At 65.4% G+C, this 15,336-nt stretch carries 14 protein-coding genes; 12 read left to right on the top strand and 2 right to left on the bottom strand.

Annotated elements, in window-relative coordinates:
• From rseP to DID96_RS06825, 9 genes are all read left to right on the top strand, one after another.
• On the top strand, positions 1-1,374 hold the full coding sequence (gene rseP / locus DID96_RS06865; protein ID WP_124598577.1) for an RIP metalloprotease RseP: 1,374 nt from the start codon (positions 1-3) through the stop codon (positions 1,372-1,374).
• Between the two features lie 61 nt (positions 1,375-1,435).
• A complete protein-coding gene (gene bamA, locus DID96_RS06860) occupies positions 1,436-3,745 on the top strand; it encodes an outer membrane protein assembly factor BamA (RefSeq protein WP_124598575.1) in 2,310 nt (769 codons plus the stop codon).
• A 64-nt stretch (positions 3,746-3,809) separates the two neighbouring features.
• Positions 3,810-4,307 carry an OmpH family outer membrane protein gene (locus DID96_RS06855; RefSeq protein ID WP_185732189.1) on the top strand — a complete coding sequence of 166 codons (498 nt, stop codon included), beginning with the start codon at positions 3,810-3,812 and terminating at the stop codon, positions 4,305-4,307.
• Positions 4,308-4,323: 16 nt separating this feature from the next.
• Positions 4,324-5,406 (top strand): UDP-3-O-(3-hydroxymyristoyl)glucosamine N-acyltransferase, encoded by a 1,083-nt coding sequence (lpxD, locus tag DID96_RS06850; protein ID WP_124598572.1) that lies wholly within the window; start codon positions 4,324-4,326, stop codon positions 5,404-5,406.
• Positions 5,407-5,536: 130 nt separating this feature from the next.
• Positions 5,537-6,004, top strand: a complete 468-nt coding sequence (fabZ, locus tag DID96_RS06845; protein WP_006402657.1) for a 3-hydroxyacyl-ACP dehydratase FabZ — start codon at positions 5,537-5,539, stop codon at positions 6,002-6,004.
• 57 nt (positions 6,005-6,061) lie between these two features.
• Positions 6,062-6,850 (top strand): acyl-ACP--UDP-N-acetylglucosamine O-acyltransferase, encoded by a 789-nt coding sequence (lpxA, locus tag DID96_RS06840; RefSeq protein ID WP_124598570.1) that lies wholly within the window; start codon positions 6,062-6,064, stop codon positions 6,848-6,850.
• Between the two features lie 3 nt (positions 6,851-6,853).
• Positions 6,854-8,026, top strand: coding sequence for a lipid-A-disaccharide synthase (lpxB, locus tag DID96_RS06835; protein WP_124598568.1), 1,173 nt, complete (start codon positions 6,854-6,856; stop codon positions 8,024-8,026).
• On the top strand, positions 8,023-8,667 hold the full coding sequence (gene rnhB / locus DID96_RS06830) for a ribonuclease HII (RefSeq protein WP_124598566.1): 645 nt from the start codon (positions 8,023-8,025) through the stop codon (positions 8,665-8,667). Before lpxB ends, rnhB begins: the two co-directional genes overlap by 4 nt.
• Complete coding sequence (locus tag DID96_RS06825; RefSeq protein WP_124598564.1) at positions 8,664-9,458, top strand: RNA methyltransferase; 795 nt, start codon at positions 8,664-8,666, stop codon at positions 9,456-9,458. Before rnhB ends, DID96_RS06825 begins: the two co-directional genes overlap by 4 nt.
• A 132-nt stretch (positions 9,459-9,590) precedes the next feature.
• Here the strand turns inward: DID96_RS06825 and DID96_RS06820 are convergent, their stop codons facing one another.
• On the bottom strand, positions 9,591-10,406 hold the full coding sequence (locus DID96_RS06820; protein ID WP_124598562.1) for a pyruvate, water dikinase regulatory protein: 816 nt from the start codon (positions 10,404-10,406) through the stop codon (positions 9,591-9,593).
• Positions 10,407-10,804: 398 nt separating this feature from the next.
• Between DID96_RS06820 and ppsA the strand changes: the two genes are divergently transcribed.
• From ppsA to DID96_RS06800, 3 genes are all read left to right on the top strand, one after another.
• On the top strand, positions 10,805-13,204 hold the full coding sequence (ppsA, locus tag DID96_RS06810; protein WP_124598560.1) for a phosphoenolpyruvate synthase: 2,400 nt from the start codon (positions 10,805-10,807) through the stop codon (positions 13,202-13,204).
• 144 nt (positions 13,205-13,348) lie between these two features.
• Complete coding sequence (locus DID96_RS06805) at positions 13,349-13,783, top strand: NfeD family protein (protein WP_124598558.1); 435 nt, start codon at positions 13,349-13,351, stop codon at positions 13,781-13,783.
• Positions 13,784-13,814: 31 nt separating this feature from the next.
• Positions 13,815-14,762: an SPFH domain-containing protein gene (locus DID96_RS06800; RefSeq protein WP_124598556.1), complete on the top strand. Its 948-nt coding sequence runs from the start codon at positions 13,815-13,817 to the stop codon at positions 14,760-14,762.
• Positions 14,763-14,852: 90 nt separating this feature from the next.
• Here the strand turns inward: DID96_RS06800 and smpB are convergent, their stop codons facing one another.
• Positions 14,853-15,299 carry an SsrA-binding protein SmpB gene (gene smpB / locus DID96_RS06795; RefSeq protein WP_017331942.1) on the bottom strand — a complete coding sequence of 149 codons (447 nt, stop codon included), beginning with the start codon at positions 15,297-15,299 and terminating at the stop codon, positions 14,853-14,855.
• Positions 15,300-15,336: the final 37 nt, after the last annotated feature.

Here is a 15,336-nt window from a genome sequence, read left to right as displayed (position 1 = left end):
ATGAACGTGCTGGTTGAACTGATCGCGTTTGCAGTGGCGATCGGGGTACTGGTCGTCGTGCATGAGTACGGGCATTACCGCGTCGCGCGCTGGTGCGGCGTGAAGGTGCTCCGCTTCTCGATCGGCTTCGGCCAGCCGGTCGCACGGTGGGTCAGCCGCAGGACGGGCACCGAGTGGACGCTGTCCGCGCTGCCGCTCGGCGGCTACGTGAAGATGCTCGACGAGCGCGATCCAGGCCCCGGCGTGAAGCCGGAAGAGCTCGGGCAGGCGTTCAACCGCCAGTCGGTCGGCAAGCGCATCGCGATCGTGGTGGCCGGGCCGATTGCCAACTTCCTGCTCGCAATCGCACTGTTTTCCGTTGTTTTCGCCACCGGCGTGACTGAACCCGCGGCGATCATCGCGCCGCCGGCGGCCGGCACGGTCGCGGCCCGGGCCGGCTTCGACGGCAGCGAGACGATCGTGTCGATCCGCGACGCGCAGGGCGGCGACGCCCAACCGGTGCGCTCGTGGTCGGACCTGCGCTGGAAGCTCCTCGCCGCCGCATTCGATCATCGGGAAGTCGTGCTGGGCGCCCGCGATGGCGGTGCGTCGACGTACGATTTCCGCGTCGACCTGCGCCGTGTGCCGGAAAACGCGCTCGATGACGATTTCATGCTGCGGCTCGGCTTCGATACGGGCGGCGGTGCGCTGTCGGTCGCATCGGTGCAGCCGGGCAGCGCGGCCGAGCGGGCCGGCCTGAAGGGCGGCGACACGCTGCTCGCGCTCGACGGCGAGCGGATCGGCGGCGCGTCGCGCTTCATCGACGCAGTAAAGCACCATGCGGGCAAGCCGCTCACGCTCAGGATCGGGCGCGGCGGGGCGACGCAGACGGTCACGATCGTGCCGCAAGTGCAGCGCGACGACGAAACCGGGCAGCAGGTCGGCCGCATCGGCGCCGCGCTGTCAATGCACACCCCGAGCGTCGACGTGCGCTACGGGCCGCTCGAGAGCCTGAAGCTCGGCGCACGCCGCACGTGGGACATCTCGGTGTATTCGCTGCGGATGTTCGGGCGGATGATCACCGGCGACGCATCGCTGAAGAACCTGTCCGGCCCGGTGACGATTGCCGACTACGCAGGCAAGAGCGCACGGCTCGGTCCGTCGGCGTTCCTGTCGTTCCTCGCCCTTGTCAGCATTAGCCTTGGGGTACTTAACTTGTTGCCGATTCCCGTTTTGGACGGGGGGCATCTGTTATATTATCTGGTTGAAGCCGCGACCGGGAAAGCCGTTTCGGAGCGCTGGCAGCTGATTCTGCAAAGAGCCGGGTTGATCTGCATCGTCGCATTGTCGGCGATCGCGCTGTTCAACGATCTGGCTCGGTTAATCCATTTCTGAAGCGTCAGGCGGCGGCCGCAGGGCAGCCGCCTGATTCGATGCAGCTAAATATTGGGGATGCATGTTGTTCAAACCTCATCGCTTTGTACCTAAGACAGTCGCAGCGGCGGCGCTCGCTGCGCACGGCCTCGCGGCGCACGCAGCGGCACCGTTCGTGGTGCAAGACATCAAGATCGAGGGCTTGCAGCGCGTCGAACCCGGTTCCGTGTTTGCCTACCTGCCGATCAAGCAAGGCGACACGTTCACCGACGACAAGGCATCCGAAGCAATCCGCGCGCTGTACGCGACGGGCTTTTTCAACGACGTGCGCATCGCCACCCAGGGCAACGTCGTGATCGTGCAGGTGCAGGAGCGTCCGGCGATCGCATCGATCGACTTCACCGGCACGAAGGAATTCGACAAGGACAACCTGACGAAGGCGCTGCGCGCGGTCGGTCTTGCGGACGGCCGCTACTACGACAAGGCGCTCGTCGACAAGGCGGAGCAGGAGCTCAAGCGCCAGTACCTGACGCGCGGCTTCTACGCGGCCGAGGTCAAGACGACCGTCACGCCGGTCGACGCGAACCGCGTGTCGATCCTGTTCGCAGTGGCCGAAGGCCCGAGCGCGAAGATCCGCCAGATCAACTTCATCGGCAACAAGGCATTCAAGACGAGCACGCTGCGCGACGAGATGCAGCTGTCGACGCCGAACTGGTTCTCCTGGTACACGAAGAACGACCTGTACTCGAAGGAAAAGCTGACCGGCGACCTCGAGGCGGTGCGCTCGTACTACCTGAACCGCGGCTACCTCGAGTTCAACATCGAGTCGACCCAGGTGTCGATCTCGCCGGACAAGAAGGACATGTACCTGACGGTCACGCTGCACGAAGGCGAACCGTACACGGTGTCCGGCATCAAGCTCGCGGGCAACCTGCTCGACCGCGAGGCCGAGCTGACCAGACTCGTCAAGGTCAAGCCGGGCGACCGCTTCTCGGCCGAGAAGCTGCAGCAGACGACGAAGGCGATCGTCGACAAGCTCGGCGAATACGGCTACGCATTTGCGACCGTCAACGCGCAGCCGGACATCGACCAGGCGAACCACAAGGTGAACCTGACGCTCGTCGTCGATCCGAGCCGCCGCGTATACGTGCGCCGCATCAACGTCGTCGGTAACACGCGTACGCGCGACGAGGTCGTGCGCCGCGAAATGCGCCAGCTCGAGAGCTCGTGGTTCGATTCGAACCGTCTCGCGCTGTCGAAGGACCGCGTGAACCGTCTCGGCTACTTCACCGACGTCGACGTGACGACGGTGCCGGTCGAAGGCACGAACGACCAGGTCGACGTGAACGTCAAGGTCGCGGAAAAGCCGACCGGCGCGATCACGTTGGGTGCGGGCTTCTCGTCGACGGACAAGGTCGTGCTGTCGGCGGGCGTGTCGCAGGACAACGTGTTCGGCTCGGGCACGAGCCTCGCGGTGAACGTCAACACCGCGAAGAGCTACCGGACGCTGACCGTCACGCAGGTCGACCCGTACTTTACAGTCGACGGCATCAAGCGGATCACCGACGTCTACTACCGCACGTACCAGCCGCTCTATTATTCGACGAGCTCGAGCTTCAAGATCGTCAGCGCGGGCGGCAACCTGAAGTTCGGCATTCCGTTCTCGGAAGTCGACACCGTCTACTTTGGCGCGGGCTTCGAGCAGAACCGTCTCGACGTCGATTCGAACACGCCGCAGAGCTACCAGGATTACGTGAACCAGTTCGGCCGCGTGTCGAACACGGTGCCGCTGACGGTCGCGTGGTCGCGCGACGCGCGCGACAGCGCGCTGATCCCGAGCCGTGGCTACTTCACGCAGGCGAACATGGAGTACGGGGTGCCGGTCGGCAAGATCCAGTACTACAAGGCGGACCTGCAGGCGCAGTATTACTACTCGTTCTCGCGCGGCTTCATCCTGGGCATGAACCTGCAGGGCGGCTACGGCAACGGCATCGGCAACCCGTACCCGATCTTCAAGAACTACTACGCGGGCGGTATCGGCTCCGTGCGTGGCTACGAGCCGAGCTCGCTGGGCCCGCGCGACACGAAGACGAACGACCCGATCGGCGGCTCGAAGATGCTCGTCGGCAACATCGAGCTGACGTTCCCGCTGCCGGGCACCGGCTACGACCGCACGCTGCGCGTGTTCACGTTCCTCGACGGCGGTAACGTCTGGGGCAATGCGCCGGGCGGCACCAGCACGGGCGCGAACGGCCTGCGTTACGGCTACGGTGTCGGTCTCGCGTGGATTTCGCCGATCGGCCCGCTCAAGCTGAGCCTCGGCTTCCCGCTGCAGAAGCACGAAGGCGACCAGTACCAGAAATTCCAGTTCCAGATCGGGACGGCGTTCTGACGAACGCTCATGACAACAGCACGAGAGGGTAATTTTGCTAACCGGTAAGTTTTCGAAACGATTGATGTGTGCGCTGACCGTTGCGCTGGCCTTGGGCGCGGCGACGGTGCACGCTCAGGACGTCGCCCGCATCGCGGCGGTCAATTCGGATCGGATCCTGCGCGAGTCCGTGCCCGCGAAGGCGGCGCAGACGAAGCTCGAAGCCGAGTTCGCGAAGCGCGACAAGGATCTGCAGGAGATGGCGGCGCGCCTGAAGTCGATGTCGGACTCGCTCGACAAGAACGGCGCATCGCTGTCGCCGGCCGACCGCGCGCAGAAGCAGCGCGATCTCGCCCAGCTCGACACCGATTTCCAGCGCAAGCAGCGCGAGTTCCGCGAGGATCTCAACCAGCGCCGCAATGAAGAGCTCGCGGCGGTGCTCGAGCGGGCGAACAAGGTCATCAAGCAGATCGCCGAACAGCAGAACTACGACCTGATCGTGCAGGAAGCCGTGTACGTCAGCCCGCGCATCGACATCACCGACAAGGTGCTCAAGGCGCTCGCGTCCGGCTCGGTAAACTGAACGGAGCAGACGACGTATGGCATTAACGCTTGAGGAACTCGTAAAGCGGTTCGGCGGCGAGATCGCCGGCGACCGCCAGTGCCAGGTCGCCGGCCTTGCGCCGCTCGATCAGGCCGGCCCCCAGCAGCTCGCGTTCCTCGCGAACCCGAAGTATCTGTCGCAGGTCGAGACGACCCGGGCAGGCGCGGTGCTGATCGCGCCGAAGGATCTGGAAAAGCTGGGCGCGGCCGCAAATGGGCGCACTTTCATCGTGACGCCGAATCCGTACGCGTATTTCGCGCGCGTCGCACAGATGTTCATCGACCTCGCCACGCCGCCGCGCGCCGCAGGCGTGCATCCGAGCGCGACGATCGATCCGGCCGCGCAGGTCGCCGCGACCGCGGTGATCGGTCCGCACGTGACGATCGAGGCGGGCGCGGTGATCGAGGACGGCGTGCAGCTCGATGCGAACGTGTTCGTCGGCCGCGGCACGAAGATCGGCGCCGGCTCCCACCTGTATCCGAACGTGTCGGTTTATCACGGCTGCCGGATCGGCCCGCGTGCGATCGTCCACTCGGGCGCGGTGATCGGCTCCGACGGCTTCGGCTTCGCGCCGGATTTCGTCGGCGACGGCGACGCGCGCACCGGCAGCTGGGTCAAGATTCCGCAGGTCGGCGGCGTGTCGATCGGCCCGGACGTCGAAATCGGCGCGAACACGACGATCGACCGCGGCGCGATGGCCGACACGGTCATCGAAGAATGCGTGAAGATCGACAACCAGGTCCAGATCGGCCACAACTGCCGGATCGGCGCATATACGGTGATCGCCGGCTGTGCGGGCATCGCCGGCAGCACGACGATCGGCCGCCACTGCATGATCGGCGGCGCGGTCGGCATCGCCGGCCACGTGACGCTCGGCGACTACGTGATCGTCACCGCGAAATCGGGCGTGTCGAAGTCGCTGCCGAAGGCCGGCATCTATACGAGCGCGTTCCCGGCCGTCGAGCACGGCGACTGGAACAAGAGCGCCGCGCTCGTGCGCAACCTCGACAAACTGCGCGACCGCATCAAGGCGCTCGAAACCGCGCTCGCCGCCCAGGGCGGCGGCACGGACGCGTAACCAACACCATGCGACATCATGAACCGGGCAGGAACAGCGCGTACCGCCCGGTTCGATCGACAGGGCCGGGCGCCGGCCCGCATCAGCATTTGCTTCACCACCGCGCAGCCTCTGCGTGAGACGAACCATCATGAGCACTGAAAAAATCAATCTCGACATCCACAAGATCCTCACGCTGCTGCCGCATCGCTACCCGATTCTGCTCGTCGACCGCGTGCTCGAACTCGAGCCGCACAAGGGCATCAAAGCGCTGAAGAACGTGTCGATCAACGAGCCGTTCTTCCAGGGGCATTTCCCGAAGCGGCCGGTGATGCCGGGGGTACTGATTCTCGAAGCGCTCGCGCAGGCCGCCGCGCTGCTGACCTTCTCGGAAGAGCAGCCGAAGGATCCGGAAAACACGCTGTACTACTTCGTCGGGATCGACGGTGCGCGCTTCAAGCGGGTCGTCGAGCCGGGCGATCAACTGATTCTGAACGTGACGTTCGAGCGCTATATCCGCGGCATCTGGAAGTTCAAGGCGGTGGCGGAAGTGGACGGCAAGGTCGCGGCGGAAGCCGAGCTGATGTGCACGGTCAAGACGGCCGACGCGGCGCCCTGAGCGGCGCGGCACGCATCGCAACGCAACGCGACTTATCACACTGAGAGGCAACGGCGCATGACCAGGATTCATCCCACGGCGATTGTCGAGCCGGGCGCGCAGATCGACGAATCGGTCGAGATTGGCCCGTACGCGATCGTCGGCCCGCACGTCACGATCGGCGCGCGCACCACGATCGGTTCGCACAGCGTGATCGAAGGCCACACGACGATCGGCGAGGACAACCGCATCGGCCATTACGCGTCGGTCGGCGGCCGGCCGCAGGACATGAAGTACAAGGACGAGCCGACCCGGCTCGTGATCGGCAACCGCAACACGATCCGCGAATTCACGACGATCCACACGGGCACCGTGCAGGATGCGGGCGTCACGACGCTCGGCGACGACAACTGGATCATGGCGTACGTGCACATCGGCCACGACTGCCGTGTCGGCAACAATGTGATCCTGTCGAGCAACGCGCAGATGGCGGGCCACGTCGAGATCGGCGACCATGCGATCGTCGGCGGCATGTCGGGCGTGCACCAGTTCGTCCGCATCGGCGCGCACTCGATGCTGGGTGGCGCATCGGCGCTCGTGCAGGATGTGCCGCCGTTCGTGATTGCGGCCGGCAACAAGGCGGAGCCGCACGGCATCAACGTCGAAGGGCTGCGCCGCCGCGGCTTCTCGGCCGATGCGATCTCGGCGCTGCGCAGCGCGTACCGGCTGCTGTACAAGAACGGCCTGTCGCTCGAGGAAGCGAAGGTACAGCTGCGCGAGCTGGCGGAAGCCGGCGGCGACGGCGACGCGCCGGTCAAGGCGCTCGTCGCGTTCATCGACGCGTCCCAGCGCGGCATCATCCGCTAAGCGATGCCGCTCACGACCAACCAGTTGCGGCTCGCAATGGTGGCAGGCGAGCCGTCGGGCGACCTGCTCGCGGCGTCGCTGCTTGGCGGGCTGCGCGAGCGGCTGCCGGCGTCGGCCCACTATTACGGGATCGGCGGCCAGCGGATGATCGCGCAAGGCTTCGACTCGCACTGGCAGATGGACAAGCTGACGGTGCGCGGCTATGTCGAGGCGTTGGGGCAGATTCCCGAGATCCTGCGGATTCGCGGCGAGCTGAAGCGCCAGCTGCTCGCCGAGCGGCCGGACGCGTACATCGGCGTCGACGCACCGGACTTCAACTTCAACGTCGAGCAGACGGTGCGCGACGCGGGCATTCCGGTGGTCCACTTCGTGTGCCCGTCGATCTGGATTTGGCGGGGCGGGCGGATCAAGAAGATCGCGAAGTCGGTCGATCACATGCTGTGCCTGTTCCCGTTCGAGCCGGCGATTCTCGACAAGGCGGGCGTCGCGTCGACCTACGTCGGCCATCCGCTCGCCGACGAGATTCCGCTCGAGCCCGACATGCATGGCGCGCGGATTGCGCTCGGCTTGCCCGCAGACGGCCCGGTGATTGCCGTGCTGCCCGGCAGTCGACGCTCCGAAATCTCGCTGATCGGCCCGACGTTCTTCGCGGCGATGGCGCTGATGCAGCAGCGCGAGCCGGGCGTGCGCTTCGTGATGCCGGCGGCGACGCCGGCGCTGCGGGAGTTGCTGAAGCCATTGGTCGAAGCACACCCGCAACTCGCGCTGACGATCACCGATGGCAGTGCGCAGGTCGCGATGACCGCGGCGGACGCGATTCTCGTCAAGAGCGGCACCGTGACGCTCGAGGCCGCGCTGCTGAAGAAGCCGATGGTGATCTCGTACAAGGTGCCCTGGCTGACCGGACAGATCATGCGCCGGCAGGGCTACCTGCCGTATGTCGGCTTGCCGAACATCCTCGCAGGGCGCTTCGTCGTGCCGGAGCTGCTGCAGCATTTCGCGACGCCCGAGGCGCTCGCCGACGCGACGCTCACGCAGCTGCGCGACGACGCGAACCGCCGCACACTCACTGAAATTTTTACCGAAATGCATCATTCGCTGCGGCAGAACACGGCCGCGAAAGCCGCCGAAGCGGTCGTTCGCGTAATCGAACAGCGCAAGGGGCGCCGCGCATGACGGCTGCACGTGCATCGCGTCGCCGTGCGCCGGCCGACGCGCAGGGCGGCTTCGACTTCAGCCGGCCCGACGAGATCGTCTGCGGCGTCGACGAGGCCGGCCGCGGACCGCTCGCGGGCCCGGTGGTGGCCGCCGCGGTGATCCTCGATCCCGCGCAGCCGATCGACGGGCTCGATGATTCGAAGGCGCTCTCCGCGAAAAAGCGCGACGCGCTGTACGAGCTGATCGTCGCGCGTTCGAGCGCGTACTGCATCGCGTCGGCGAGCGTCGAGGAAATCGACACGCTGAACATCCTGCACGCGACGATGCTCGCGATGAAGCGGGCCGTCGAAGGGCTCGCGGTCGTGCCGACGCTTGCGCAGATCGACGGCAACCGCTGCCCGACGCTGTCGGTGCGCGCCGAGGCGATCGTCAGCGGCGACGCGCTGGTGCCGAGCATCTCGGCGGCGTCGATTCTCGCGAAGGTCACGCGCGACCGCATGCTGGTCGACCTGCACGAGCGCTTCCCGGTCTACGGATTCAACGTGCATGCGGGCTACGGCACCGCGAAACACCTTGCCGCGCTGCGCGAGCACGGGCCATGCGACGCGCATCGGCGCACGTTCGCGCCCGTTCGCGCGGCGCTCGAACTGATTCGATGAAAACCATTACTTCCCGCGACAACCCGCTGTACAAGCGCCTGAAGGCGCTCGCGGGTTCGACGCCCCATCAGCGCCGCAGCGGCCAGGCGCTGCTCGAGGGATTCCACCTCGCAAGCGCGTATCTTGACACCTGCGTCGACACCGGCGCGATCCCCGAGCTGTGCATCGCGACCGAAGGCGCGCTGCGCCACGACGAGGCGCAGGCAATCGTCGCGCGCATCGACGCGCACCGGCTCGTCACGTTGCCCGATGCGCTGTTCGGACAGCTGTCGAACGTCGTCAACGGGGTCGGCTTCCTGCTGCTCGTCGACCGGCCGTCCGAACCGCTGCCCGCACGCGTGACCGATACGTCGATCGTGCTCGACGGCGTGCAGGACGCCGGCAACGTCGGCTCGATCCTGCGCAGTGCGGCGGCGGCCGGCGTGAAGCACGTATTCTGCGCACCGGGCACTGCGTACGCGTGGTCGTCGAAGGTGCTGCGCTCGGGCATGGGCGCGCATTTCCTGCTGACGATCCATGAGGACGTCGAAGCGGACGCGCTTGCCGAGCGGATCGGCGTGCCGGTCGCGCTGACGGATTCGCATGGCGCGCAGGCAATCTACGATTGCGACCTGGCCGGGCCGGTCGTCTGGGTGTTCGGCAACGAGGGCGCCGGCGTGTCGGCATTCTGGCGCGACGCCGCGACGCATCGCGTGACGATTCCTCAGCCGGGCGGGATGGAGTCGCTGAACGTCGCGGCCGCGGCGGCCGTCTGCCTGTTCGAGCAGGTGCGGCAGCAGCGCCGTACCTGACGTGCGGGGCGGCGGGGCGGTTACGTCGCACCGCTTTGCCGGACCGATCGAGACCCATCAAAAAAGGCCGCGTATCGAACGCGGCCTTTTGTTTATCCGGGCGGACCGTCCGGCGCGGACGGTTGCGCCGCGTCAGTACGACTGACGGTCGAGGCGGATTTCCTGCAGGATCGTCGTCGCGATCTCCTCGATCGACTTGTGCGTCGACGACAGCCACTTGATCCCTTCGCGGCGCATCATCGCCTCGGCCTCGTTGATCTCGTAGCGGCAGTTCTCGGGCGCCGCGTACTTGCTGCCGGGCCGGCGTTCGTTGCGGATCTCCGACAGGCGCTGCGGGTCGATCGACAGCCCGAACAGCTTGTCGCGGTGCGGGGAGAGCGCCGACGGCAGCTTGCTGCGCTCGAAATCCTCCGGAATCAGCGGATAGTTCGCGGCCTTCACGCCGTACTGCATCGCGAGATACAGGCTCGTCGGCGTCTTGCCGCTGCGCGACACGCCGACCAGGATCACATCGGCCTCCGACAGGTTGCGGTTCGACTGGCCGTCGTCGTGCGCGAGCGAGAAGTTGATTGCCTCGATTCGCGTCTTGTACTCCTCGGTATCCGCATTCTGGTGGCCGCGGCCCATCGCGTGGCTCGACTTCAGCTGCAGTTCCTGCTCGAGCGGCTCGACGAAGCGCTGGAACATGTCGAGCACGAGCGCGTTCGAGCGCTTGACGATCTCGTTCGACTCGCTGTCGACGAGCGTCGTGAACACGATCGAGCGGCGGCCGTCGTGCACGGCGGCCTCGTTGATCTTCTCGACGGTCGAATACGCCTTGTCGAGCGAATCGACGAACGGCACGCGCACGAGGCGGAATTTCTGGTCGAACTGGGAGAGGATCGAATGCGCGAAGGTTTCGGCAGTGATCCCGGTGCCGTCGGAGACGATGAAAACGGTAGGCAGCATGAATCTGGACGTCGAACGTGAAGGGCGGTTGCGCGGGCGGCTGGAGGTCGCATTCCAGACGCAATGCAGATGCAATGCAGATGCAACGGCAAGGTCGCGCCACATCCGGCAGCCGGCACGGTAGAATAGCGGCAACCTGTTGGATAAGCAATTGCGGGGACAGTGCGCGAATCGCGCCGGATCCCGGTCGCAAGCAATCGAAAATTCCCGGCAAGTTCGGCGATGTGGCTGCAAACCTCGCCTTTCTGCCGGGATTTTTGCAAATCGGGTCGGAAGAATTTCCGAAGCCGCGATTGTTTATCTAACAGGTTGCGCAAGACGCGCCGCGCTTTTTTGCAAGCGCCCGCGTTCGAGCCCACTTGCGCGATCGAGCATTTTTTTCACACTTAGGGGCTTGTATGACTAACGCAGCAAACGTCGCAAAGGACCAGGCGTATGTAATTCCGTTCGAGCAGTTGCGGATGACCGATGTGGAGATCGTTGGCGGCAAGAATGCGTCGCTCGGCGAGATGATCAGCCAGCTTGCGTCGGCAGGCGTGCGCGTTCCCACCGGTTTTGCCACGACCGCGCTCGCGTTCCGCGATTTCCTCACGCACAACGACCTCACCGACCGCATCGCGAAGCGTCTCGAGTCGCTCGACATCGACGACGTGAAGGCGCTCGCCGAAGCCGGTGCCGAGATCCGCAAGTGGATCGTCGACGCGCCGATGCAGCCGCGTCTCGAGCAGGAAATCCGCGCGCAGTTCGAAGTCCTGAAGAACGGCTCGCCGGGCGAGCTGTCGTTTGCCGTGCGCTCGTCCGCGACCGCTGAAGACCTGCCGGACGCATCGTTCGCGGGTCAGCAGGAGTCGTACCTGAACGTCGTCGGCATCGAAGACGTGCTCGACCGCATGAAGCACGTGTTCGCGTCGCTGTACAACGACCGCGCGATCTCGTACCGCGTGCACAAGGGCTTCACGCACGCGGAAGTCGCGCTGTCGGCCGGCGTGCAGCGCATGGTCCGTTCGGACGTCGGCGCGGCCGGCGTGATGTTCACGATCGACACCGAATCGGGCTTCAAGGACGCCGTGTTCATCACGTCGAGCTACGGCCTGGGCGAAACCGTCGTGCAGGGCGCGGTGAACCCGGACGAGTTCTATGTGTTCAAGACCACGCTCGCGCAGGACAAGTACCCGATCATCCGCCGCTCGATCGGCTCGAAGCTGATCAAGATGGAGTTCACGCAGCCGGGCGAGCCGGGCCGCGTGAAGACGGTCGACGTGCCGCACGAGCAGCGCAACCGCTACTCGATCACCGACGAGGACGTGATCGAACTCGCGAAGTACGCGGTGATCATCGAGAAGCACTACCAGCGTCCGATGGACATCGAGTGGGGCAAGGACGGCCGCGACGGCAAGATCTTCATCCTGCAGGCGCGTCCGGAAACGGTGAAGAGCCAGGCAAGCGGCAAGGCCGAGCAGCGCTTCAAGCTGAAGGGCCAGTCGCAGGTGCTGGCGACGGGCCGCGCGATCGGCCAGAAGATCGGTGCGGGCCCCGTGCGCGTGATCCAGGATCCGTCGGAAATGGAACGCGTGCAGCCGGGCGACGTGCTGGTGGCCGACATGACCGACCCGAACTGGGAGCCGGTGATGAAGCGGGCGGCAGCGATCGTCACGAACCGCGGCGGCCGTACCTGCCACGCGGCGATCATCGCGCGTGAGCTCGGCGTGCCGGCAGTCGTCGGCTGCGGCGACGCGACCGACGTGCTGAAGGACGGCGCGCTCGTCACGGTGTCGTGTGCGGAAGGCGACGAAGGCAAGATCTACGACGGGCTGCTCGAGACGGAAGTCACCGAAGTGCAGCGCGGCGAACTGCCGGAAATCCCGGTGAAGATCATGATGAACGTCGGCAACCCGCAGCTCGCGTTCGACTTCTCGCAGCTGCCGAACGCCGGTGTCGGCCTCGCGCGTCTCGAGTTCATCATCAACAACAACATCGGTGTGCACCCGAAGGCGATCCTCGAGTACCCGAACATCGACCAGGATCTGAAGAAGGCGGTCGAGAGCGTTGCGCGCGGCCATGCGTCGCCGCGTGCGTTCTACGTCGACAAGCTGACGGAAGGCATCGCGACGATCGCCGCGGCGTTCTATCCGAAGCCCGTGATCGTGCGGATGTCCGACTTCAAGTCGAACGAGTACAAGAAGCTGATCGGCGGTTCGCGCTACGAGCCGGACGAGGAAAACCCGATGCTGGGTTTCCGCGGCGCATCGCGCTACATCGCCGACGACTTCGCGCAGGCGTTCGAGATGGAGTGCATCGCGCTCAAGCGCGTGCGTGACGAGATGGGCCTGTCCAACGTCGAGATCATGGTGCCGTTCGTGCGCACCGTGAAGCAGGCGGAGCGTGTCGTCAACCTGCTCGCGAAGTTCGGCCTGAAGCGCGGCGAGAACGACCTGCGCCTGATCATGATGTGCGAAGTGCCGACCAACGCGATCCTCGCCGAAGAGTTCCTGCAGCACTTCGACGGCTTCTCGATCGGTTCGAACGACCTGACGCAGCTCACGCTCGGCCTCGACCGCGATTCGGGCATGGAACTGCTCGCCGTCGATTTCGACGAGCGCGATCCGGCGGTCAAGTTCCTGCTGAAGCGTGCGATCGACACCTGCCGCAAGATGGGCAAGTACGTCGGCATCTGCGGCCAGGGCCCGTCCGATCACCCGGACTTCGCGCAGTGGCTGACCGACGAAGGCATCGTGTCGATCTCGCTGAACCCGGACACGATCATCGATACGTGGCAGGCGCTCGCCACCCGCAAGTAACGGTCGGTAACGGTCCTTCGACGGGGCCGCGGCGGCGCCGCGATTTCGTCGAAGGCAGACCGCAAGGTTCATGCTATAAACACCCCGGTACGCACCGGGGTGTTTTTGCTTGTAGGGGACCGCATTCTGCTCGAGGGGGACCACATGATGTCAGCGCATCTGTTCTGGTGGATCGGGGTCGGCGTGCTGGTCGTTGCCGAACTGCTGACAGGGACGTTCTACCTGCTGATGATCGCGCTCGGCTTCCTCGCGGGCGGGCTGCTGCTGCTGGCCGGCTTCACGCCGCACGTGCAGATCGGCGCGGCTGCCGTGGTCGCGATCGTCGCGATGGTCGCGCTGCGCCGTTCGGGGCTCGGGCGCAAGCAGAAGCGCGACACGTCGACCAATCCCGACGTCAATCTCGATATCGGCGAGACCGTTACGGTCGACGCGTGGCGTGATCGCCGCGCGCGCGTCCAGTACCGCGGCGCCGATTGGGATGTCGAACTGGCCGACGGCGAGCGCGACGATGCGCGCGTCTATCAGGTGAGTGCCGTGCGCGGCAGCTGTCTCGTGGTCGTGGCGAAACCCGCGGGCTGATCGTCCGCTGACAACAAGGAGGGAACGCTTCATGGACTCGCTGATCATCTGGGTCGTCCTGCTCGTCATCGCAATCGTGATCGTGTCGAACACGGTGAAGATCGTGCCGCAGCAGCATGCGTGGGTACTCGAACGCTTCGGGCGCTATCACGCGACGCTGTCGCCCGGTCTCAACATCGTGCTGCCGTTCGTCGACCGCATCGCATACCGGCACGTGCTGAAGGAAATTCCGCTCGACGTGCCGAGCCAGGTCTGCATCACGCGCGACAACACGCAATTGCAGGTCGACGGCGTGCTGTACTTCCAGGTGACCGATCCGATGAAGGCGTCGTACGGGTCGAGCAACTTCGTGCTCGCGATCACGCAGCTCGCGCAGACGACGCTGCGTTCGGTGGTCGGCAAGCTCGAGCTCGACAAGACCTTCGAGGAGCGCGACTTCATCAACCACAATATCGTGTCGGCGCTCGACCAGGCTGCGTCGAACTGGGGCGTGAAGGTGCTGCGCTACGAGATCAAGGACCTCACGCCGCCGAAGGAAATCCTGCACGCGATGCAGGCGCAGATCACCGCCGAGCGGGAAAAGCGCGCGCTGATCGCGGCGTCCGAAGGGCGCAAGCAGGAGCAGATCAACCTCGCGTCGGGTGCGCGCGAAGCCGCGATCCAGAAGTCGGAGGGCGAGCGGCAGGCCGCGATCAACCAGGCGCAGGGCGAGGCCGCGGCGATTCTCGCGGTGGCCGAGGCGAACGCGCAGGCGATCCAGAAGATCGCGAACGCGATCCAGTCGCAGGGCGGGATGGATGCCGTGAACCTGAAGGTCGCCGAGCAGTACGTCGGCGCGTTCTCGAATCTCGCGAAGCAGGGCAACACGCTGATCGTGCCGTCGAACCTGTCGGATCTCGGCACCGCGATCGCATCGGCGCTGTCGATCGTCAAGCACGCGGGGCCGGCGGGAGCCGGCGCGCCGGCCGGCAAGGCCTGATCGCACGTCCGGGCGTGACGCTGGCGCCGGGCTGCAGGTTTGGCGTGCGGCGAATTGCCACCCGAATTGCCGTGTGGCACGCGTCGGGCGTCAGGTGCCGGCACGCATGATGCGCGCCTTCTCGCGTTCCCAGTCGCGCTTCTTCTCGGTCTCACGCTTGTCGTGCAGCTTCTTGCCTTTCGCGAGGCCGATGTCGCATTTCACGCGGCCGCCCTTGTAATGGAAGTTCAGCGGCACGAGCGTGTAGCCGCGCTGCTCGACCTTGCCGATCAGTTTCTTGATCTCCTCGGCGTGCAGCAGCAGCTTGCGCGTGCGTACCGGATCGGGCTTGATGTGCGTCGAGGCCTCGGGCAGCGGGCTGATATGGGTGCCGATCAGGAAGATCTCGGCGTTCTTCACGACCACATAGCCTTCCTTGATCTGGCCGCGCCCGGCGCGGAGCGCCTTGACTTCCCAGCCCTCGAGCACGAGCCCCGCCTCGTAGCGTTCCTCGATGTGATAATCGAAGTGCGCTTTCCTGTTGTCGATGATGCTCATGAAAGGATCGGGCCAACTCGTTTAAAATCACGATTTT

Source organism: Burkholderia sp. Bp8963 (genome assembly GCF_003854275.1).
Taxonomy (GTDB): Bacteria; Pseudomonadota; Gammaproteobacteria; order Burkholderiales; family Burkholderiaceae; genus Burkholderia.
The sequence above is the reverse complement of the archived record's forward strand: the minus strand, read 5'-3'. Positions and strand labels throughout refer to the sequence as shown.

Excerpts from the sequence above, each read along its gene's own strand:
- rseP (WP_124598577.1), top strand. The coding sequence starts at position 1 with ATGAACGTGCTGGTTGAACTGATCGCGTTTGCAGTGGCGATCGGGGTA.
- bamA (WP_124598575.1), top strand. The coding sequence starts at position 1,436 with ATGTTGTTCAAACCTCATCGCTTTGTACCTAAGACAGTCGCAGCGGCG.
- DID96_RS06855 (WP_185732189.1), top strand. The coding sequence starts at position 3,810 with ATGTGTGCGCTGACCGTTGCGCTGGCCTTGGGCGCGGCGACGGTGCAC.
- lpxD (WP_124598572.1), top strand. The coding sequence starts at position 4,324 with ATGGCATTAACGCTTGAGGAACTCGTAAAGCGGTTCGGCGGCGAGATC.
- fabZ (WP_006402657.1), top strand. The coding sequence starts at position 5,537 with ATGAGCACTGAAAAAATCAATCTCGACATCCACAAGATCCTCACGCTG.
- lpxA (WP_124598570.1), top strand. The coding sequence starts at position 6,062 with ATGACCAGGATTCATCCCACGGCGATTGTCGAGCCGGGCGCGCAGATC.
- lpxB (WP_124598568.1), top strand. The coding sequence starts at position 6,854 with ATGCCGCTCACGACCAACCAGTTGCGGCTCGCAATGGTGGCAGGCGAG.
- rnhB (WP_124598566.1), top strand. The coding sequence starts at position 8,023 with ATGACGGCTGCACGTGCATCGCGTCGCCGTGCGCCGGCCGACGCGCAG.
- DID96_RS06825 (WP_124598564.1), top strand. The coding sequence starts at position 8,664 with ATGAAAACCATTACTTCCCGCGACAACCCGCTGTACAAGCGCCTGAAG.
- DID96_RS06820 (WP_124598562.1), bottom strand. The coding sequence starts at position 10,406 with ATGCTGCCTACCGTTTTCATCGTCTCCGACGGCACCGGGATCACTGCC.
- ppsA (WP_124598560.1), top strand. The coding sequence starts at position 10,805 with ATGACTAACGCAGCAAACGTCGCAAAGGACCAGGCGTATGTAATTCCG.
- DID96_RS06805 (WP_124598558.1), top strand. The coding sequence starts at position 13,349 with ATGATGTCAGCGCATCTGTTCTGGTGGATCGGGGTCGGCGTGCTGGTC.
- DID96_RS06800 (WP_124598556.1), top strand. The coding sequence starts at position 13,815 with ATGGACTCGCTGATCATCTGGGTCGTCCTGCTCGTCATCGCAATCGTG.
- smpB (WP_017331942.1), bottom strand. The coding sequence starts at position 15,299 with ATGAGCATCATCGACAACAGGAAAGCGCACTTCGATTATCACATCGAG.